Raw genomic sequence first — 20,348 nt, forward strand, 5'->3', positions numbered from 1 at the left:
CTAACCTCGAACCAGTTTCAGGTACACGGCCGTCATCTCGAGCCGTACCGCCAGCATCGCGATCTGTTGTTCCAAGCGGCTACCCGGCACCTGCAGCCCCGCGTCGGGCACGTCGTCGGCGCTGAGCACGTCGACGTCACCACCGAGGGCGTCCATCCGGGCGATCACGCCGGGGCGCTCCTCGTCGGCACACAGCACCACGGTGCGGACCCGGGCCGGCACGGGCCCGTCGATCTCGGGATCGTGGAAAAGCGAGTCCTCGTAAGACATTTCGACGGTCTGCCGGCCGAGCCCGCCGTGCAACGCCACCAGCGCGTCGGCGCCGCCGGTCGCGGTCACCAGTTGATGGGCGACCCGCAGCAGCACCGTCGCGGCATGGCGGACCAGCGCCAGCATGGCCGCGCCCTCCCCGGCCAGCACCACCTGCCGGCCGGACATCCGCTCGGCCAGGTTCTTGGCCGGGTTGGTGAAGATCTCGCGGGCCGCGCTGTTGCGCAGGGCCTCGGCGTCCAACTCGTCGGCCAGGGCATCCAGATCGATGCGCAGTGCCGGGTCGACGACCATCATGGTCGCGAGCCCCGCGGCCAGGTACCGGGTGAGGCCGAAGTCGTCGGGCACCGACAGCCGCGGCGGCAGCACCACCGCACGGCCGGCGGCGGCGTCGCGCAACGGACCGTCGTTGGGCGCCACCACGATCACGCGGGCACCGCGGCGCACGCCGGTCGCGACTGCGGTCACCAGCGCCGGGTCGGCCGCATCGTCGCCCGCCACGATCACGACGTCGAGTGCGCCGATCCATGGCGGCACATCCGGGGTGACCACCAGCGGGATCGACGACGTCGCCCCCAGTGCCGCGGCCAGCACGGCCCCGGCCGCGCCGGGTGCTCCGGACGCACCGCGTCCGCACACCCAGGTGACGGTGCGCGGACGTTGATCGGAGCGCAGCTCGTCGAGTTCGCCTTCAGTGAGTGCCGCGGCGACCGCGCGGGTCTGCGCGCCGGCCATCGACGCCGCCCGCAGCAGGCCGTCGCGGTCGGCCGCGATCAGGCCGTCGACATCGTCGAGGTCCAGGGTCGCCGGGGCGGCACTCATGGCGTCGACTCGCCGGTGCGCCCGCTGACCGCCTTGATCTGTGCCGCGATGTGCTCGACGATCTGGTCGACCTCCGCGCCGGTGCGGGATTCGACGTTGAGCCGCAGCAGCGGTTCGGTGTTGGAGGTGCGCAGGTTGAACCAGCGCCCGTCGCCGAGGTCGACGGTCACGCCGTCGAGTTCGTCGGTCGACACGATCTCGCTGCCGTACGAGGTGATGACCGCCTGGACGCACGCCGGTGCGTCGGCGACGGTGAAGTTGATCTCGCCGGACGCCTCGTACCGCTGGTACTTGGCCATCAGCTCGGACAGCGGACGGTCCTGCTCCCCGAGGGCGGCCAGCACGTGCAGTGCGGCGAGCATGCCGGAGTCGGCACCCCAGAAATCGCGGAAGTAGTAGTGCGCCGAATGCTCGCCGCCGAAGATCGCGTTGCTCTCGGCCATCAGGGCCTTGATGTACGAGTGGCCGACGCGCGAGCGCACTGCCTTACCGCCGCGCTCGGCGATCAGTTCGGGCACCGCACGCGAGGTGATGAGGTTGTGGATGACGGTCGCGCCGGCCTCGCGGGTCAGCTCGCGATCGGCGACCAGCGCCGTCACGGCCGACGGCGACACCGGGTCGCCCTTCTCGTCGACGACGAAGCAGCGGTCGGCGTCACCGTCGAAGGCCAGACCGATGTCGGCGCCGTTGTCGATGACGTGCTTCTGCAGGTCCACCAGGTTGGCCGGGTCCAGCGGGTTGGCCTCGTGGTTGGGGAACGTGCCGTCGAGTTCGAAGTACAACGGCAACAAGGCGATCGACGCGACGGTGCCCAGCACCTCCGGAGTGGTGTGCCCGCCCATGCCGTTTCCGGCGTCGACCGAGACCCGCAGCGGACGCAGCCCCGAGACGTCGACCAGCGAACGCAAGAAGGTGCCGTACTCGGCGAGCACGTCGCGATCCTCAACCGTGCCGGCGGCGCCGTCGTGACCGGGCACGCCGCCGATGACCTCATCGCTGATGTCCGTCAGACCAGTGTCCTTGCCGACGGGCTTCGCCCCGGCGCGGCACAGCTTGATGCCGTTGTAGGCCGCCGGGTTGTGGCTGGCCGTGAACATGGCGCCCGGGCAGTCGAGCAGGCCCGAGGCGAAGTAGAGCTGATCGGTCGACGCCAACCCGATCCGGACCACGTCCAGACCCTGCGCGGTGACCCCGCTGGCGAACGCCGCGGCCAATGACGGTGAGCTGGGCCGCATGTCGTAACCGACCGCCACGCGGGTGGCGCCCTCGGCACGCATCAGCCGGGCGAACGCACCGCCGACGTCGGCGACAAACGACTCGTCGATCTCCTCGCCGACCAGCCCGCGTACGTCATATGCCTTGATAACGCGCTGTACAGAGGCAGCAGGCCGAGACATAGCCCTCCCGATCTCATCGTTTGCAGACCACTGCATACCGAGGGTCTGTGACAGTCAGCCTATCGGCTGGCGCATCTGCCCGGGGACGGTCGGTGGGGTTCGGCAGGAGTTGGGGCGCTAACCCTCAGGAGGGTCCGGCAACACTCGCAGATGGCCGCGGCGTCGTCCATTGGGTTGCCCGCCGTGCTGCGTGCGCGGGGCGGGCGGTGCCATGACCGCGCCACCCTGCGCTCCGGCGTGGCTGCCGGGGGGCGGATCGCTGAAACCTGTTGGGATACCGCCGCGAGACGGCGAGTCGCGACCTTCGCGCACCGCGTCGGCGAGCGCGACGAGGTCGTCATCGTCCGAAGGCGTGGGCAGCGGACCCGCATGGCGGACCAACTCCCACCCGCGGGGCGCGGTGATGCGGCTGGCGTGCGACACACACAGGTCCCACGAATGCGGCTCCGACACGGTCGCCAACGGACCTACGACTGCCGTGGAATCCGAATAGACAAATGTCAGCGTCGCCACGGCGTAGTGCGGGCAACCTGGCCGGCAGCAGCGACGGGGAACATTCACTCGGCGAGATTATCGCGCCGCCGACGCGCCCACTGCCGGACACGCGCGTCGTGGGTACGTCGATCTCCAACCGTTACTATCGGCCGATGGCCCACTCGCGTGTGCGCCGCCGTCGCGGCATGCGCGGCCCGCTACTCCCCCCGACCGTTCCCGGATGGCGCAGTCGCGCCGAACGATTCGACATGGCGGTGCTGGAGGCCTACGAACCCATCGAGCGCCGCTGGAGCAGCCGGGTGTCCGGGCTCGATGTCGCAGTCGATGAGATTCCGCGGATCTCCCCCAAGGATCCCGATGCCATCCAGTGGCCGCCCGAGGTGATCGCCGACGGGCCGGTGGCGCTGGCGCGGCTCATCCCGGCCGGGGTGGATGTTCGGGGGAATTCGACACGGGCGCGAGTTGTGTTGTTCCGCAAGCCCATTGAGCGGAGGGCGAAGGACTCCGTTGACCTCGCCGACCTGTTGCACGAAATTCTCGTGGCGCAGGTAGCCACGTATCTCGGCGTTGAACCATCGGTGATCGACCCGACCATGCTGGACGACTGACAGGCCGGTCGACCTACCCGCGAGCGCGGTGCGTCAGATGACGCCGCGCTTGATCCGCCGGCGCTCGCGCTCCGACAGACCGCCCCAGATGCCGAAGCGCTCGTCATGCGCCAGGGCGTACTCGAGGCACGCGTCGCGCACCTCGCAGCCCAGGCAGATGCGCTTGGCTTCCCGGGTCGAGCCACCCTTCTCGGGGAAGAACGCTTCAGGGTCAGTTTGCGCGCACAGGGCACGCTCCTGCCACTGGTCTTCCGTGAGCTCGGGCTCGTTGTCGATGTGTTCGGGCACCAGACTCAGCTGCGGCCGTCCGGCGACGACGTGCTGGACAGGTCCGGTGTTCGTGTGCGGTGCGGTCCCAACAGAGCCGAGCATCCGCCCATCGAATTGAACGACATGATCGAAATCAGCGTGTTCGTAAGACATTTGCCGCCTCCTCCCCTGCTTTACGTAGTTTTCAAAACGGAGTCCAACTACTTGCCCTGCGTGCCGTCAGTGGCGCTCAAAATTCGAACATACGGTCGAATCTCAGTCTGCTGCACCGGAACCGGTAAACAAACCGGGAATGACACTGGTGTGATTACACACGGGTTAGCTGCCATGGTCAAGCGGATGAAGCGCATTTCCTACCATCTTGTGACCTGTTTACGGCGCGTCGTTATCGCGGCGTGTCGCGATAGTGACCAATAACACGCTGCCGCACAACGCACTTGAAAATTGCGATAGCCGATACGCCTGTTACTCAAGTGAATACTGAGGTTTAAAGTTTGCTGCGCGCCAAATTGCCTTTCCGGGCGCGTCATTCCACCCGGCCGTCATCGCCTAGGGTGAGTCGACGTGAAGGTGACGGTTCTGGTCGGTGGCGTCGGCGGCGCTCGTTTTCTGCTCGGCGTCCAGAAACTTCTGGGGTTGGGTCAATTCGCCGAACCCGGCACAAACTCCTCGGACCCCTCGCCCCACGAGCTCACCGCGATCGTCAACGTCGGTGACGACGCCTGGATGTACGGCGTCCGCATCTGCCCCGACCTCGACACGTGCATGTACACCCTCGGCGGCGGCATCGACCCCGAACGCGGCTGGGGCCACCGCGACGAGACCTGGCACGCCAAGGAAGAGCTCGCCGCGTACGGCGTGCAGCCGGACTGGTTCGGGCTCGGCGACCGCGACCTGGCCACCCACCTGGTGCGCACCCAGATGTTGCGGGCCGGCTATCCGCTGTCCCAGGTGACCGAGGCCTTGTGCGACCGCTGGCAGCCCGGCGCCCGGCTGCTGCCGGCCAGCGACGACCGCAGCGAAACCCACGTGGTGGTAACCGATCCCGAAACCGGCAACCAGCGCGCCATCCACTTCCAGGAGTGGTGGGTTCGCTACCGCGCCCAAATCCCCACCCACAGCTTCGCGTTCATCGGCACCGAGAAGGCCACCGCCGCACCGGGAGTCGCCGACGCCATCGCCGGTGCCGACGTGGTGCTGCTGGCCCCCTCGAATCCGGTCGTCAGCATCGGTTCGATCCTCGCCGTGCCCGGCCTGCGCCGCGCGCTGCGGTCCACGCCCGCACAGGTGATCGGGTACTCCCCGATCGTGGCCGGAAAACCGTTGCGCGGGATGGCCGATGACTGCCTCAAGGTGATCGGCGTCGACAGCACCTCGGAAGCCGTGGGCACGCACTACGGCGCCCGCGGTACGACCGGCATCCTCGACGGCTGGCTGATCGACGAGGGCGACCACGCCGAGATCGAAGGCGTCAACGTCAAAGCCGTGCCGCTGTTGATGACCGACCCGTCGGCCACGGCCGAGATGGTCCGGGCCGGACTGCAACTCGCCGGAATCCAGCTGTGACCGAACGCGCCGAAGTGAGTGAACACGGCGCCGCGGCCGCCATCGAAATCCTGCCCGTGCCAGGGCTGCCCGAATTCCGCCCGGGTGACGATGTGGCCGCCGTCATCGCCGCCGCCGCCCCCTGGCTGCGCGACGACGACGTGCTGGTCGTCACCAGCAAGGTGCTCTCCAAGTCCGAGGGCCGCATCGTCGCCGCACCGACCGACCCCGACGAGCGGGACGCCCTGCGGCGCAGGCTGATCGACGACGAGGCCGTGCGCGTACTGGCCCGCAAGGGCCGCACCCTGATCACCGAGAACGCCATCGGCCTGGTCCAGGCCGCCGCCGGTGTCGACGGATCCAATGTCAGCACAACCGAATTGGCCCTGCTGCCGGTCGACCCGGACGGCAGCGCGGCCCGGCTGCGCACCGGCCTGGCCGAGCGGCTCGGCGTCACCGTCGCCGTCGTCGTCACCGACACCATGGGCCGGGCCTGGCGCAACGGTCAGATCGATGCCGCCATCGGCGCGGCGGGACTGGCTGTGCTGCACGGCTATTCCGGTGTCCAGGACACCCATGGCAACGAATTACTGGTGACGGAGGTCGCCATCGCGGACGAGATCGCGGCCGCCGCCGACCTGGTCAAGGGCAAGCTCACCGGTATCCCCGTCGCCGTCGTGCGGGGCCTGTCGCCGCGCGACGACGGCTCGAACGGCCGGACCCTGGTGCGCGCCGGTCAGGACGACCTGTTCTGGCTGGGCACCGAGGAAGCACTGGCGTTGGGCCGCAGGCAGGCTCAGCTGATGCGTCGTTCGGTGCGCACGTTCAGCGCCGAGCCGGTCGCACCGGAACTCATCGAGGAATCCGTCGCCGAGGCCCTGACCGCGCCCGCACCGCACCACACCCGCCCGGTCCGCTTCGTCTGGGTGCAGGACCACGACACGCGGATCCGGTTGCTGGACCGCATGAAGGACAAGTGGCGTACCGACCTGACCGGCGATGGCCGGCCCGCCGATTCGGTCGACCGGCGCGTGGGACGCGGCCAGATCCTCTACGACGCACCGGAACTCGTCATCCCGTTCCTGGTTCCCGATGGCGCACACAGCTATCCGGACGCGGCCCGCACCGACGCCGAGCACACCATGTTCACCGTCGCGGTGGGCGCCGCGGTGCAGGGGCTGCTGGTGGCCCTGGCCGCGCGGGATGTCGGCAGCTGCTGGATCGGGTCGACGATCTTCGCCGCCGACCTGGTGCGCGCCGAGCTCGACCTGCCGGCCGACTGGGAACCGCTTGGCGCCATCGCCATCGGCCATCTGCCGGAGACCGACGAGCCACGGGCACCGCGGGAGCCGGTATCCACCGACGAGCTCTTGATCCGCCGATGAGCGACACCCTGCGCGCCTCCGTTGTGGCAGCGCTGCGCGACTGGCCGGCCCCGGATGCTGACCAGGACACGTTGCGGCACGCTGTCGCGGCGTTCGTCGCAGCCCGGCCCGACGCCTGCCGGCGGGCCTGCGAGCCCGGGCACATCACCGCGTCGGCGCTGGTGCTCGATCACACCCGGACCAAGGCCCTGCTCACCCTGCACCCGCGGTTGGGCCGCTGGGTGCAACTCGGCGGCCATTGCGAGGACGTCGACACCGACATCCGGGCCGCCGCACTGCGTGAGGCCACCGAAGAGTCCGGCATCACCGGATTGGCGATCGCCGAGTTGCCCGCCGCGCTGCACGTGCATGCGCTGACCTGCTCACTGGGCGTCCCGACCCGGCATCTCGACGTGCAGTACCTGGCCGTCGCGCCAGAGCACGCCGAAATTCATTGCAGTGACGAATCACTGGATCTGCGGTGGTGGCCCCTGGACGCGCTCCCGGACCCCGACCCCGGCCTGGAACGGCTCGCGCGGGCCGCTCAGACGTCCGTCGAGTAACGAATACCGCCGTCGGGGATGGTGACCCCCGGCCACACCCGCGCACCGCGCAGCAGCTCGCACCGGGCGCCGATGTTGGCACCGTCACCGATCACGCCGTCGCGGATCAGCGCCCGCGGGCCGATCCGGGCGCCGAACCCGATGATGGACCGCTCAATCACCGACCCGGCCTCGATCTTGACGCCGTCGAAGATCACCGCACCGTCCAGCCGGGCACCGGCGCCGATCTCGGCGCCGCGGCCCACCACGGTCCCGCCGATCAACAACGCACCGGGCGCCACCGCGGCACCCTCGTGCACCAGGCTCTCGCCGCGGTGCCCGTCGAGCACCGGCGACGGCGCGATACCGCGCACCAGATCCGCTGAGCCACGGACGAAGTCGTCGGGCGTACCCATGTCACGCCAGTAGCTGGCGTCGACGTAACCGCACACCTTGAAACCGTCGGACAGCAGCTTGGGGAACACCTCACGTTCCACCGACACCTCACGGCCGGTGGGGATCTCGTCGATCACCTCACGCTGGAACAGGTAGCAGCCCGCGTTGATCTGGTCGGTCGGCGGGTCCTGCGTCTTCTCCAGGAACGCCGTCACCACACCGTCGGAATCGGTTGGCACACAACCGAACGCCCGCGGGTCACTCACCCGCACCAGGTGCAGCGTGACATCGGCCTGCCGCTCGAGGTGGCTGGTCAGCATCGCGCGGAGGTCCAGGCCGGAGAGCACGTCACCGTTGAACACCATGGCGGTCCGGTGGCGCAGCTTGGGCGCGACGTTGGCGATACCGCCACCGGTGCCCCGGGCCTCCTCCTCCACCACGTACTCGATCTCGAGGCCCAGCTTGGAACCGTCGCCGAATTCCTCCTCGAACACCTCCGCCTTGTAGGAGGTGCCCAGCACCACGTGGCGGATGCCCGCGGCAGCGATCCGCGCGAGCAGGTGGGACAGGAACGGCACACCAGCGGTCGGCAGCATCGGCTTGGGCGCCGAGAGGGTCAGCGGGCGCAGCCGGGTGCCCTGCCCACCCACCAGGATGACCGCGTCGACGTCAACCGGATTCACCGCGTCACTCAACTCGCGTCCTTTCACCATGACTGAAGATGTTTGCGCCGATGCAAGCCCCCGCCACCATCGGTCGTCGCAGGTAGCCTAGTTTGCCCGACGGCGCTTACGCCTGGAATTGCCCACCACTGCGCGTTCGCGGGCACCGAGGGCCGATTTGATGGTCCATCGCAGCGGGGCCTGCCACCAGCGCGGATGCCGGTCGGCCAGGAATGTATAGGTGCTGCGGTGGTGCGCGGCCAGGTTGCGGGCCGGGTCACGTCCGGTGGAATGTCCCTTGTCGTGCAGGATTTCGGCGGCCGGGACGTACACGTTCTGCCAGCCCCCACGTGCCAGCCGGTCGCCCAGGTCGACGTCCTCCATGTACATGAAGTAGTTCTCGTCGAATCCGCCGATCTGCCGGAACGCCTTGGTGCGCAACAACAGACACGAACCCGACAACCAGCCGACCGCGCGTTCGCTCGGCTCCAGCCGGTCCTGGCGGTAGGCCGCCGTCCACGGGTTGGATTTCCAGAACGGACCGACCACGGCATGCATGCCGCCGCGGATCAGGCTCGGCTGATGCCGGGCCGATGGGTAGACCGAGCCGTCGGGGTCGCGGATCAGCGGTCCCACCGAGCCGGCTGCCGGCCATCGCGCCGCACCGGCGAACAGCTCGTCGATGCTGTGCGGGCCCCATTGCACGTCCGGGTTGACCACCACGAAGAACTCCTGGTCGACGACGCTGTCGGGCGTGTCCAGGTAGGCCGCCACCGCGCGGTTCACCGCGGTGCCGTAGCCGAGGTTGCCGCCGGTACGGAACAACTCGACATCGGCATACCGGTGCAGGGCCGCCTCGGGGGCACCGTCGGTCGATCCGTTGTCGGCCATCACCACCAGCAGCTTGCGTTCGGTTGCGTGCGCCAGCGTCTTCAGGAAACGGTCCAGATGCGGGCCGGGTGAATAGGTCACCGTCACCACGAGCAGCGGGCGGTCCGGCACAGGTGATCTGTCGGACTGCGTCCTCGGCGGTCCGGAAGGCTCCTCGATCACGGGCTAGAGGTTAGCGGGCCGACGGCCGTACCCGCACCACGGTGTGACCCGCCGAACCCCGGGCTACCGGCCACGGCAACCGCTCACCAGTAGCCTGTCCTGGTGCCAGGTCGACTGTTCCGCATCCTCGCCGTCATGATGACGGTGCTCGTGACGGTGGGCACCGGCTTGGCCTGGAGCAGCCTGCGTTCGCTGGAATCGGGCATCAACCGCATCAGTGCCGCGGCCCTCGGCGGTGGGGGCGACGACGGTGCCGTCGACATCCTGCTGGTGGGCATGGACAGCCGCACCGACGCGCACGGAAACCCCTTGTCAGAGGACGAACTCGCGACGCTGCGGGCCGGCGACGACGTGTCCACCAACACCGACACCATCATCCTGGTGCGCATCCCCAACAACGGGCGCTCGGCCACCGCCATCTCCATCCCGCGCGACTCCTATGTGCAGTCGCCGGGTCTGGGCAAGACCAAGATCAACGGCGTCTTCGGTCAGGTGAAGCTCGAGAAGATGAAGGAACTCGTCGAGCAGCAGGGCGAGGACGCGGCCACCGCGGAACCGAAGGCCGTCGAGGCCGGACGCGAAGCGCTGATCAAAACCGTGGCAAAGCTCACAGGCGTCACCGTCGATCACTACGCCGAGGTCGGGTTGCTGGGCTTCGCCTTGATCACCGACGCGCTCGGCGGCGTCAACGTGTGTCTCAAGAACGCCGTCGACGAACCGTTGTCGGGGGCCAACTTCCCGGCCGGCTGGCAGAAGCTCAACGGCCCTCAGGCCCTGAGCTTCGTGCGGCAGCGCCACGATCTGCCCCGCGGCGACCTGGACCGGGTGACCCGTCAGCAGGTGTTCATGGCGTCGCTGGCACACGACATCATCTCCGGGCAGACCCTGTCCAGCCCCAGCACCCTGAGCCGGCTGCGCCAGGCCGTGCAGCGGTCCGTGGTGCTGTCCGACGGTTGGGACATCATGGATTTCGTCCAGCAGATGCAGAAGCTGGCGGGCGGCAACGTGGCATTCGCCACCATCCCGGTGCTGGCCGAGGACGGCTGGAGCGACGACGGCACCCAGAGCGTCGTGCGGGTCGATCCCTCGGAGGTGCAGGAGTGGGTGGCCGGTCTGCTCAAGGACCAGGCCGACGGCAAGACCGAGAAGCTGGCCTACACGCCCGGCAACACCACCGTCGACGTGGTCAACGACAGTGACATCAACGGACTGGCCGCGGCGGTGTCGGAGGCACTCACCGCAAAGGGCTTCGTCGCAGGCAAGATCGGCAACAACGAGGCCGACCACGTGACATCGAGCCAGATCCAGGCCGCGAAGTCGGACGACCTCGGGGCGCAGGCCATCGCCCAGCAACTGGGCAATCTGCCCGTGGTGGAGAACGCCTCGGTGCCGAGCGGTGCGGTGCGGGTGGTGCTGGCGCACGACTACGCGGGCCCCGGCTCCGGCCTGGAGGGCGGAACACACACCGTGACGCAATCCGCCGCCGACACCACCGATTCCGGCGCGGCCACGCCGGTGCCGCCGTCCCCGATCATCACGGCGGGTACCTCCGATCCGAAGTGCGTCGACTGACCGTGACCAATCTGTCCAGCGCGATCCTCGACCCGTTGCTGCGCGCCGACCCGGTCGGGCCGCGCATCACCTACTACGACGACGCCACCGGCGAGCGCATCGAGCTGTCTGCGGTGACGCTGGGCAACTGGGCCGCCAAGACCGCCAACCTGCTGCGCGACGAACTGGGCGCCGGGCCGGGCAGCCGGGTCGCGGTGCTGCTGCCCGCGCACTGGCAGACGGCCGGCGTGTTGTTCGGAATCTGGTACATCGGCGCGGAAGTTGTTGCCGGCGAATCACTTCCGACGGACTGTGATGTCGCGCTGTGCACGGCCGACCTCCTCGACGCGGCCGACGAGACCGGCGCCGCCGAGGTCGTGGTGCTGTCACTCGACCCGTTCGGCAAGTCCGTCCGCGACCTGCCGATCGGGGTCACCGACTACGCGACCGCCGTGCGGGTGCACGGCGATCAGATCGTGCCCGAACGCGCGCCCGGTCCGGCACTGGCCGGCCGCTCGGTCGACGACGTGCTCGCAGAAGCCCAGAACGGTGCTGCGGCAAAGGGATTCACCGCAGGCACCCGGCTGCTGTCGACCGCCGCCTGGGGTACCGCCGACGAACTCGTGGCCAACCTGCTGGCAGTCTTCGCCGGCGGCGCCTCCCTGGTGCAGGTGGCCAACCCCGACGCGGGCGCACTGGAGCGGCGCCGCGCGACGGAGAAGGTCACCCAAGACCTCTAGCCCGACGCGTCAGCGCAGCAGAGCGCGGGACATGACGACCCGCTGAATCTGGTTGGTGCCCTCGTAGATCTGGGTGATCTTGGCGTCGCGCATCATGCGCTCCACCGGGAAGTCGACGGTGTAGCCGGCGCCACCGAACAGCTGCACGGCGTTGGTGGTGACCTCCATCGCGACATCCGAGGCGAAACACTTCGACGCCGCCGAGATGAAGCCCAGGTTGCCTTCACCACGCTCGGCGCGGGCCGCGGCGCTGTAGACCATCAGCCGGGCCGCCTCGGTCTTCATCGCCATGTCCGCGATCATGAACTCGACGCCCTGGAACTGGCTGATCGACTTGCCGAACTGCTTGCGGTCCTTGGTGTAGGCGATGGCCGCGTCCAGCGCACCCTGCGCCACCCCGACGGCCTGCGCACCGATCGTGGGACGGGTGTGGTCGAGCGTCGCCAGGGCGGTCTTGAAGCCGGTGCCCGGCTCGCCGATGATCCGGTCGCCGGGGATGCGGCAGTTCTCGAAGTACAGCTCGACGGTCGGCGAGCCCTTGATGCCGAGCTTGCGCTCCTTCGGGCCGATGGTGAAGCCCTCGTCGTCGAGGTGCACCATGAACGCCGAGATGCCGTTGGCGCCCTTGTCGGGGTCGGTCACGGCCATCACGGTGTACCAGGTCGACTTGCCACCGTTGGTGATCCACGCCTTGGCGCCGTTGAGGATCCAGTCGTCGCCGTCGGCCTTGGCGCGGGTGCGCATGGCGGCGGCGTCGCTACCGGCCTCGCGCTCGGACAGCGCGTACGACGCCAGCTTGCCGTCGACGAGGTCGGGCAGCACCTTGCGCTTGAGGTCGTCGGAGCCGCTCAGAATCAGGCCCATGGTGCCGAGCTTGTTGACCGCGGGGATCAGCGACGCCGAGACGTCGACCCGGGCCACTTCCTCGATGACGATGCACGCGGCGACCGAGTCGGCGCCCTGGCCGCCGAACTCCTCCGGCACGTGGACGGCGTTGAAGCCCGACGCGGTCAGCGCGTCACTGGCCTCCTGCGGGAAGCGGGCGTGCTCGTCGACGTCGGCGGCGTACGGAGCGATTTCCTTCTCGGCCAGGGCCCGGATCGCGGCCCGAAGTTCCTGATGCTCTTCCGGCAGCTGAAACAGATCGAATGACGGGTTACCGAGAGACATTGATGGCTCCTTGCCTGCCCATGTGGCGAGATACGGGTTGTTGCTACTCGCCGGTAACTTTACCGCCCCTGGCCCGACACCTTCTGCAGACCACGGACCAACTCGCGGTAGGTGCGGTGATAGACGGTGCGCAGCGTCTCGCTACGGCGCAGCACGTCGACGGCCGTCACCGGGCCGAGCAGCAGCACCGGATGCCCGGCGAAAACCGAGGTGGTGTGCTGCATGCGGGCGGAGCGGTGCGCCGCCGACTCCAATTCGGCCTGGTAGTAGTCGCAGTACTCCGGCTGGGTGAAGAACACCTTGTTGAACCCGATCGCGAACGGGGCCAGCCCGGCTCCGTCGTCGAGGTACTTGAGTGTGCCGACCGCGACGCCGGGCCAGAATTCGTTGAAGACGTCGTCGGCGATGACGACGCCGCCGTCGGCCAGCGTGGCCTCGGCCAGCTGCATGTCGCTGTAGACGATCTCCTCGGTGTGCCCACCGTCGACGCTGAAGAACCGGATCGGCCCACCCGCCTCCTCCAGCAGCACCTCGGGTGCCAGCTTGGTGGAGTCGCCCTGGTGGATCACCACGCCGTCCATCGACGACCACACGTCGACGTTGCTGGTGAACTTCGCCAGGTCACCGGCCCCGGAACCGTCGATGTTGAGGTCCTGGTCGCCGAAAATGTCGATGGCAACGGACTTTTCGTCGTCTCGCTGCAACAGGTTCAGGCCGATGAACAGCTTGCCGTGGTGCACGCCGATCTCTGCGACCGCGCCGGCGACGGACCTGGCCCGCTGGGCCTCGTCCAGCGCCCCCGCGACCAGGAGCACCTCTGGCTCCATGAATCCCGTGACGAGCTTGTGGCCGACGCTGCGGTACCGCGCGAATGAAGATTTCATCGATCGTGAGCTTACTTGCCCAGCAACCGATTCCGTAGCGCCTCGTCCTTGGCGAGCACCATCTGCTCCAGGTCCGCCTGGAAGCGCTGCATCCGGGCACGCAATCCGGCATCGGCCGACCCCAGGATGCGTACCGCCAGCAGGCCCGCGTTGCGCGCGCCACCGATCGACACCGTGGCCACCGGCACACCGGCGGGCATCTGCACGATCGACAGCAACGAGTCCATGCCGTCGAGCCGGGCCAGCGGCACCGGCACGCCGATCACCGGCAGCGGGGTGGCCGACGCCACCATCCCGGGCAGGTGCGCGGCACCGCCGGCGCCGGCGATGATCACCTCGACGCCCCGGTCCGCGGCGGACTTGGCGTAGTCGAGCATGCGCTGCGGGGTGCGGTGCGCCGACACCACGCCGACCTCGAACGGCACCTCGAACTCGGCGAGCGCGGTGGCGGCGTCCTCCATCACCGACCAGTCGCTGTCACTGCCCATGATCAGGCCGACCCGCGGTCCAGCCTGTCCGGCCACGTGCTCACTCATGTCCACTCCATCCGTCCGTCCACTCAGCGTGCGACAACCAATGCGCGGCCCGTACTGCCCGCTCGCGCACGTCTGCCACGTAGTCCTCGTCGTCGAGCGAGCCGCCCGGCGCGCCGACGATGTTGACGTGCCCGATCTTGCGGCCGGGCCGCTCCCCCTTGCCGTATAGGTGCACCCGGGCCTCGGGCAGCCGGCCGAACAGGTGATGCAGCCGCTCGTCCATGGTCATCTCCGGCTGCGTCGGCGCGCCCAGCACGTTGGCCATCACCGTCACCGGGGCCAGCGGTGCCGTCGACCCCAGCGGGTAGTCCAGCACTGCCCGCAGGTGCTGCTCGAACTGGCTGGTCGTCGCGCCGTCCATGGTCCAGTGCCCGGAGTTGTGCGGCCGCATGGCCAGCTCGTTGACCACCAACGCCCCGTCGACGGTCTCGAAGAGCTCGACCGCCAGCACGCCGACCACACCGAGCTCGTCGGCGATCCGCAGGGCGAGCTGTTCGGCCGCGGTGGCCACTCCGGCATCCAACCGCGCCGCAGGCGCGATCACCTCGACGCAGATGCCGTCCTCCTGGACTGTGTGCACCACGGGCCAGGCCGCGCCCTGTCCGAACGGCGAGCGCGCAACCAGCGCGGCCAGCTCGCGGCGCATGGCGACCTTCTCCTCGACCAGGACGGCGACGCCGTCGGCCAGGTAGCCCTCGGCGGCGGCGCGGGCCTGCGCCACGTCGTCGGTCAGGGTGACGCCCTTGCCGTCGTAGCCACCACGGCTGGCCTTGACGACGAGCCCGCCGCCGACCTCAGCGGCGAGTTCGTCGATGGCATCGAGATCGGCGGCCGACGCCACCTCCCGGTAGCGCGGCACCGGCGCACCGAGTTCGGCCAGCCGGCGGCGCATCACCAGCTTGTCCTGCGCGTGCACCAGCGCCGACGGCGGCGGGGCCACATTGACCCCGTCCGCGACGAGGGCCTCCAGCAGCTCGGTGGGGACGTGCTCGTGATCGAACGTCAGGGCCGACGCACCGGCCGCCACCGCACGCAGCGCGGCGAGGTCTGTGTGCGAGCCCAGCACCACCGCCGGACTCACCTGGGCGGCCGGCTCGTCGGCGGAGACCGCCAGCACCCGCAGGGTCTGGCCGAGCGCGATGGCTGCCTGGTGGGTCATGCGGGCCAGCTGGCCGCCACCGATCATTGCCACGACGGGGGGTTGCGTCACGGCGCCTAGTTTGTCACGCACCACGGATGTCCCCCGAATCTGCCTATGCCGCCTAGCTACCGCCCGCTACCTGCACGGGTACGTGAAATGCAGGTACTTTCCGTAAACTGCCCGATTATGTCGTTCACCGAGGCCACAATCGCGCGGCTCCCGCGAGTGATCAGGCCGTTTGCCGAACGGCATCACGAGCTCATCAAGTTCGCGATCGTCGGCGCCACCACGTTCGTCATCGACTCGGGCATCTTCTACACGCTCAAGCTCACCGTGCTCGAGCCCAAGCCGGTGACCGCGAAGATCATCGCCGGCATCGTCGCGGTGATCGCGTCGTACGTGCTGAACCGCGAATGGAGCTTCCAGAACCGCGGCGGGCGCGAGCGTCATCACGAGGCCCTGCTGTTCTTCGCGGTCAGTGGCGTCGGCGTGCTGCTCAGCATGGCCCCGCTGTGGGTGTCCAGCTACATGCTGCAGTTGCGCGTGCCCAATGTGTCGCTGACCGTCGAGAACATCGCGGACTTCGTGTCGGCGTACATCATCGGCAACCTGCTGCAGATGGCGTTCCGGTTCTGGGCGTTCCGGCGCTGGGTGTTCCCCGACGAGATGGCGCAGCACGCACCCGACATGACGCTCGAGGCGACCATGACCGCCGGCGGTTTCGCCGAGGCCTACGACGGGCTCTCGGACGATCCTCAGCTGGGCGACTCCTCCGACCCCAGGGTGTCGAAGACTTCGTGATACAGCAGCGAGTGGACCTGCTCCACTCGCGGAATGTCATGGAATTCCAGCGGATCCTGCGATGCCGACTCGATGATCAGGGTGCCGGTGCGCAGTATCCGGTCGAGTAGTTGGTGCCGGAACTCCACACTGTTGATGCGGGCCAGCGGAATGTCGATGCCCGAGCGGGTCAGCACCCCGCGCCGGAACATCACCCGGCGGTCGGTGATCACGAAATGCGTTGAGCGCCAGTTCAGGAACGGCCAGACGGTCAGCCAGCCGACCACCACCAGCCAGATCACCCCGATCACCGCGAAGATGATGTTCTTGGCATTGCTGTCCCAGTTGGTGTGGTTGACCACCGCCGCGACGAACGCGGCCAGCGCCGTCCCGGCCAGGAGCACCACAACCGGGCCGATCAGCCGTTTCCAGTGCGGGTGCCGATGCAGCACGACGTGTTCGTCGGCGGCCAGCACGTTGTCCGGGTAACCCATACCCAGACTCTAGGTGGTGCTGGGCCGCAAATGGACGACGTCGCCGGCAGAGACGGCGACGACACCGTCGGCCGAGTCGATCACCAATGAACCGTTGACGTCGATGTCGGTCGCCTGTCCGACCACCTCGCGCCCGCCGGGCAGCTCGGCCCGCACCGACTGCCCCAGCGTGCTGCTGTGGTCGCGGTAGACAGCCAGCAGCTCGACGTTTCCGCCCGCGCGCCATTCGGCGATCCTGGCGTGCAGACGATTCAGCAGCGCCACGGCCAGCCGCTGCCGATCCGGTTGCGCCACACCGAGACTCAACAAAGACACGGCCACCGGGTCGGGCAGTTCGTCAGCGGCGAGCGACACGTTCAGGCCGATACCGACGACGATGACGGGCGACCCGCCACCCGGTGCCGCGACCTCGGCGAGGATCCCGGCCAGCTTTCCGGTGCCAACCAAGACGTCGTTGGGCCACTTGAGTGCGGCCTGCACACCGGCCACCTCGGCCACCGCCTCGACGACGGCAACACCGGCCGCCAGCGACAGCAGTCCCCAGGTTTCGCTCGGCACGTCGGTGGCGTCCACGCCGACCGACACCAGAATCTGTGAGCGCGGCACGGCCGTCCAGGTGCGGCCCTGGCGTCCCCGGCCCGCGATCTGATCCTCGGTGAACAGGGCCACCCCGGCGACCTTCTCACCGGCCTGCGCCCGGGCCGCGAGATCAGCGTTGGTGGAACCGGTTTCGGCCACCACCTCGACGCGCCAGCGGTCGCCGGACTCCGCCTGGATCGCCGCCGCGTCCAGTGGCAGCCGGTCAGCAGTCATTGGTTACCTTCTTCCCGGCGAACCGATCCGCCATCCAGTCGAGCATCTCCTGCGCCGCGGGCGGGTTGTGTCCACCCCGCGGATCGAACTGTGCGGTCACCGTGCCACCGAGCGAGCAGGCCCGCCCGATCGCGGCCTTGGTCCAGCCGGCATCGATGAAGGGGTCCTGACCGCCGTACCAGACATACAGCGGCGCCGTCAGCCGTCGCTGCGGAATCGCCCACGCCTGCAACAGATTCTGCAGCCGCTCGGCGGCATCCGGCGAGACCGGGAGGAAGTCGCGCGGCCCGAGCTGCCCGGAGGCGACGGCGCGCTTGTAGGCCGCGTCCGCGCTGCAGTCCGTCAGCACATTCCAGTAGCGCGCCGCCCCGCCGTGCCGGTAGTCGTCCCGATTCAGGTCGGTGTGCAGCCGGGCCAGCGATTCGATCAGCGCCTGCAGCACCGGCCGCTGCTCGCTGGTCAACGTGCCCGTCTGCGATTTCGACACCAGGCCACTGACGTCGGCGGCGGGAGCGACGGCGACGGCACCGACCAGCGTGAGCTCCGGGGCGTAGGGCTCGGCCTGTTCGTCGGCGGCCCATGCCGCGGCACCGCCCTGCGAGTCACCGAAGGCCGCCCACGTCGTCCCGACGTCACCGAACACATGGCGCGCCGCACGGACCGCATCGATCAGGTTGAGACCGGCGGTGCGGGCGTCGGAGTACGGGTGGATGCCCTTGACGCCGAGGCCCTGGTAGTCGGGCAGCGCGACGGCGTACCCGAGATTGATCACCACTTTCGCGATGGGCAGCAGGTTCATCAGCGTCGGTGACAGCGACGGCCCGCAATTGTTGTCGATGCCCAGGGTGCCGTGGCCGAGGGCCACCACCGGCCAGCCGCCCTTGGGCGCCTGGCCCAGCGGGGTGAGCACCGCACCCGAGACGACGGTCTGCGCACCGGTGTCACCCGAGGTGGAGCGGTACACCACCCGCGCGGCGCGAATCCCCTGGCCGTTGAAGGTGCTGGTGACCCCCGGCATGGTGGTCGCCGACAGCAGGCTGCCCGGACCGGAGCCGGTGAGATCGGCCGAACCGATCGACTCCGGAGCGCCCGACAGCGGGATGAACATGTCCAGGACCTTCGAGGTCCCGATCAGCACCAGTGGCCGCAGGTAGGTCGCGGCGGTGAGTCCACCGACGACGAGTACGGCGACCACGATCCACGGCAGGGCTTTACGCATCAAAGGGGATTATTCACCGGCGGTCGCCCGAACGGGTTCAGTAGGCGCCGGAACCGCCGATGATCGTGCGGAACGTCTTGGCCGCGATCAGCAGATCGTTGGTGATGGACCAGTTCTCGACGTAGGACAAGTCGAGTCGCACCGAGTCCTCCCACGACAGATCGGCCCGGCCACTCACCTGCCACAGCCCGGTGATCCCGGGGAGCACCAGCAGCCGGCGGCGCACCTGCTCGTTGTAGGTGTCGAATTCCCGGCGCAGCGGCGGCCGCGGACCGACCACGCTCATGTCGCGGCACAGGACGTTGAAGAACTGCGGGAGCTCGTCGATGCTGTAGCGCCGCAGGTACTTTCCGACGAGCGTGACCCGCGGGTCCTCGTGGATCTTGAACAGCACGCCGCTGCCGCTCTCGTTGAGATCCAGGCTGATCAGGTCGTCGACCATCCGGTCGGCACCCTGCACCATGGTGCGGAACTTCGTCATCTGGAAAGGCTTGCCGTCCAGGCCGATTCGCTCGGAGCGGTAGAAGACGGGGCCGCGGCTGGTGAGCTTGATGGCGATGGCCGACAGCACCATCAGCGGCGAGGTCACCGTGAGCGCGAACAGCGCGACGAAGATGTCGAAGGCGCGCTTCTGGAGTTTCTTGGTTCCGCTGTACTGCGGACGCTCGACGTGGATCAGCGGCAGTCCGGCGACGGGACGCATGGTGAGCCGAGGGCCGGCGACGTCGATGACGCTCGGCGACACGACCATGTCGATGCCCAGCTTGTCCAGCTCCCAGGACAGCTCGCGCATCCCTTCCGGCCCGAGATGATCGGTCGTGGTCAGGGCGACGGCGTCGAAAGCGGCCTTGGTGATGGCATCGGAGACCTGGGACTCGTTGCCGAGCACCGGCAACTCGCCGACCCCGGCCACCTCGAAGGTGCCACCCGCCGGGCGTCCGGTGAGGCAGACGCCGGCGACGGAGTAGCCGTACCACCACTCGCGGTGCAGGGACTGCACCAGATTGCTCACGGCGCGCGGGTCACCGACCGCCAGCACCGAGGAGACGCACTTGTTGCGCCGGCGCAGCCGCGCCAGCACCCGGCGGCAGACGGTCCGGCCGACCACCAGACCGACCAGGCCGAGCGGCAGCGCGACGGCCAAGTAGCCGCGGGCGTAATCAGGGCGGAAGATCATCAGTGCGACGGCGATGATGCCGACGGTGGCCAGCGTCGCGGAGAAGACCCGGCGGTACTCCTCGACACCGGCGCCGACGATGCGCGGCGAACGGGTCCGGTACGCGGCCAGCATGGCGAGCCAGATCACGGCGACGAAAAGGGACAGCACCGAGTAGTACGAGAAGACGTGCAGGTACGTCGAAGTGAATTCCAGTGACGCATTCGGTGTACCGAGCTTGACGAACTGGGCACTCGCCAGGGCCAACACCACGACGAGCAGATCGAATGCGATCAGGCACCACCGGTAGCGCGATTGCCAGGCCCGGTCAGCTAAAGGTGCGACGGCCCGTACGGGAGGCGCGGGAGAAGCCTTTGGAACGAAGAGTTCTTCTGCCACTGACACTGACGCCTGCTCCCTCCCATTTGCTGGAAGTTCGC

General features: G+C 68.7%; 21 protein-coding genes. 7 read left to right on the forward strand and 14 right to left on the reverse strand.

Annotated features, from left to right (window positions below; genetic code table 11):
- From A7G45_RS20775 to A7G45_RS20785, 3 genes are all read right to left on the reverse strand, one after another.
- Positions 1 to 1,092 (reverse strand): TobH protein, encoded by a 1,092-nt coding sequence (locus A7G45_RS20775; RefSeq protein ID WP_260940048.1) that lies wholly within the window; start codon positions 1,090 to 1,092, stop codon positions 1 to 3.
- Entirely contained in the window at positions 1,089 to 2,489 is a 1,401-nt protein-coding gene (locus tag A7G45_RS20780; RefSeq protein WP_260940049.1) for a phosphomannomutase/phosphoglucomutase, read from the reverse strand. Before A7G45_RS20780 ends, A7G45_RS20775 begins: the two co-directional genes overlap by 4 nt.
- A 117-nt stretch (positions 2,490 to 2,606) precedes the next feature.
- Entirely contained in the window at positions 2,607 to 3,050 is a 444-nt protein-coding gene (locus A7G45_RS20785) for a DUF3499 domain-containing protein (RefSeq protein ID WP_260940050.1), read from the reverse strand.
- 119 nt (positions 3,051 to 3,169) lie between these two features.
- On the opposite strand from A7G45_RS20785, the gene A7G45_RS20790 reads away from it, so the two are divergent.
- Positions 3,170 to 3,592, forward strand: coding sequence for a metallopeptidase family protein (locus A7G45_RS20790; protein WP_260940109.1), 423 nt, complete (start codon positions 3,170 to 3,172; stop codon positions 3,590 to 3,592).
- A 33-nt stretch (positions 3,593 to 3,625) separates the two neighbouring features.
- On the opposite strand, the gene A7G45_RS20795 is transcribed toward A7G45_RS20790, so the two are convergent.
- Positions 3,626 to 3,889: a WhiB family transcriptional regulator gene (locus A7G45_RS20795; RefSeq protein WP_260940110.1), complete on the reverse strand. Its 264-nt coding sequence runs from the start codon at positions 3,887 to 3,889 to the stop codon at positions 3,626 to 3,628.
- Positions 3,890 to 4,426: 537 nt separating this feature from the next.
- On the opposite strand from A7G45_RS20795, the gene cofD reads away from it, so the two are divergent.
- The 3 genes from cofD to A7G45_RS20810 are packed head-to-tail and all read left to right on the forward strand — an operon-like array spanning position 4,427 to position 7,334.
- On the forward strand, positions 4,427 to 5,428 hold the full coding sequence (gene cofD, locus A7G45_RS20800) for a 2-phospho-L-lactate transferase (RefSeq protein ID WP_260940051.1): 1,002 nt from the start codon (positions 4,427 to 4,429) through the stop codon (positions 5,426 to 5,428).
- A gap of 14 nt (positions 5,429 to 5,442) precedes the next feature.
- Positions 5,443 to 6,792, forward strand: a complete 1,350-nt coding sequence (locus tag A7G45_RS20805; RefSeq protein WP_260940111.1) for a coenzyme F420-0:L-glutamate ligase — start codon at positions 5,443 to 5,445, stop codon at positions 6,790 to 6,792.
- The gene (locus A7G45_RS20810) at positions 6,789 to 7,334 is read left to right on the forward strand and encodes an NUDIX hydrolase (protein ID WP_260940052.1); all 546 of its coding nucleotides are present in this window, start codon (positions 6,789 to 6,791) and stop codon (positions 7,332 to 7,334) included. The genes A7G45_RS20805 and A7G45_RS20810 overlap by 4 nt, the downstream gene beginning before the upstream one ends.
- Here the strand turns inward: A7G45_RS20810 and manB are convergent.
- On the reverse strand, positions 7,316 to 8,392 hold the full coding sequence (manB, locus tag A7G45_RS20815) for a mannose-1-phosphate guanylyltransferase ManB (RefSeq protein ID WP_043392895.1): 1,077 nt from the start codon (positions 8,390 to 8,392) through the stop codon (positions 7,316 to 7,318). The two genes, A7G45_RS20810 and manB, sit on opposite strands and share 19 nt — an antisense overlap.
- An 87-nt stretch (positions 8,393 to 8,479) precedes the next feature.
- Positions 8,480 to 9,373: a glycosyltransferase family 2 protein gene (locus A7G45_RS20820; protein WP_071285847.1), complete on the reverse strand. Its 894-nt coding sequence runs from the start codon at positions 9,371 to 9,373 to the stop codon at positions 8,480 to 8,482.
- 186 nt (positions 9,374 to 9,559) lie between these two features.
- On the opposite strand from A7G45_RS20820, the gene A7G45_RS20825 reads away from it, so the two are divergent.
- Together A7G45_RS20825 and A7G45_RS20830 are read left to right on the forward strand one after the other, a co-directional pair.
- A complete protein-coding gene (locus A7G45_RS20825) occupies positions 9,560 to 10,996 on the forward strand; it encodes an LCP family protein (protein ID WP_260940112.1) in 1,437 nt (478 codons plus the stop codon).
- 2 nt (positions 10,997 to 10,998) lie between these two features.
- A complete protein-coding gene (locus A7G45_RS20830) occupies positions 10,999 to 11,715 on the forward strand; it encodes a TIGR03089 family protein (RefSeq protein ID WP_260940053.1) in 717 nt (238 codons plus the stop codon).
- Between the two features lie 9 nt (positions 11,716 to 11,724).
- On the opposite strand, the gene A7G45_RS20835 is transcribed toward A7G45_RS20830, so the two are convergent.
- The 4 genes from A7G45_RS20835 to A7G45_RS20850 are packed head-to-tail and all read right to left on the reverse strand — an operon-like array spanning position 11,725 to position 15,515.
- Positions 11,725 to 12,885: an acyl-CoA dehydrogenase gene (locus A7G45_RS20835; protein ID WP_260940054.1), complete on the reverse strand. Its 1,161-nt coding sequence runs from the start codon at positions 12,883 to 12,885 to the stop codon at positions 11,725 to 11,727.
- 59 nt (positions 12,886 to 12,944) lie between these two features.
- Positions 12,945 to 13,769: a class I SAM-dependent methyltransferase gene (locus A7G45_RS20840; RefSeq protein WP_071285849.1), complete on the reverse strand. Its 825-nt coding sequence runs from the start codon at positions 13,767 to 13,769 to the stop codon at positions 12,945 to 12,947.
- Between the two features lie 11 nt (positions 13,770 to 13,780).
- Positions 13,781 to 14,305: a 5-(carboxyamino)imidazole ribonucleotide mutase gene (gene purE / locus A7G45_RS20845; RefSeq protein WP_260940055.1), complete on the reverse strand. Its 525-nt coding sequence runs from the start codon at positions 14,303 to 14,305 to the stop codon at positions 13,781 to 13,783.
- Positions 14,298 to 15,515 (reverse strand): 5-(carboxyamino)imidazole ribonucleotide synthase, encoded by a 1,218-nt coding sequence (locus A7G45_RS20850; RefSeq protein ID WP_260940056.1) that lies wholly within the window; start codon positions 15,513 to 15,515, stop codon positions 14,298 to 14,300. Before A7G45_RS20850 ends, purE begins: the two co-directional genes overlap by 8 nt.
- A 117-nt stretch (positions 15,516 to 15,632) precedes the next feature.
- Between A7G45_RS20850 and A7G45_RS20855 the strand changes: the two genes are divergently transcribed.
- The gene (locus A7G45_RS20855) at positions 15,633 to 16,247 is read left to right on the forward strand and encodes a GtrA family protein (protein WP_071285855.1); all 615 of its coding nucleotides are present in this window, start codon (positions 15,633 to 15,635) and stop codon (positions 16,245 to 16,247) included.
- On the opposite strand, the gene A7G45_RS20860 is transcribed toward A7G45_RS20855, so the two are convergent.
- The 4 genes from A7G45_RS20860 to A7G45_RS20875 are packed head-to-tail and all read right to left on the reverse strand — an operon-like array spanning position 16,202 to position 20,307.
- Entirely contained in the window at positions 16,202 to 16,720 is a 519-nt protein-coding gene (locus A7G45_RS20860) for a PH domain-containing protein (protein WP_043392315.1), read from the reverse strand. The two genes, A7G45_RS20855 and A7G45_RS20860, sit on opposite strands and share 46 nt — an antisense overlap.
- Before the next feature lie 9 nt (positions 16,721 to 16,729).
- Entirely contained in the window at positions 16,730 to 17,533 is an 804-nt protein-coding gene (locus A7G45_RS20865; protein ID WP_260940057.1) for a biotin--[acetyl-CoA-carboxylase] ligase, read from the reverse strand.
- Positions 17,523 to 18,752, reverse strand: a complete 1,230-nt coding sequence (locus A7G45_RS20870; RefSeq protein WP_260940058.1) for a lipase family protein — start codon at positions 18,750 to 18,752, stop codon at positions 17,523 to 17,525. The genes A7G45_RS20865 and A7G45_RS20870 overlap by 11 nt, the downstream gene beginning before the upstream one ends.
- 37 nt (positions 18,753 to 18,789) lie before the next feature.
- Complete coding sequence (locus tag A7G45_RS20875; RefSeq protein WP_377042049.1) at positions 18,790 to 20,307, reverse strand: sugar transferase; 1,518 nt, start codon at positions 20,305 to 20,307, stop codon at positions 18,790 to 18,792.
- Positions 20,308 to 20,348 lie beyond the last annotated feature (41 nt).

The sequence above is a fragment of the Mycolicibacterium llatzerense genome (assembly GCF_025331195.1).
GTDB lineage: Bacteria > Actinomycetota > Actinomycetes > Mycobacteriales > Mycobacteriaceae > Mycobacterium > Mycobacterium llatzerense.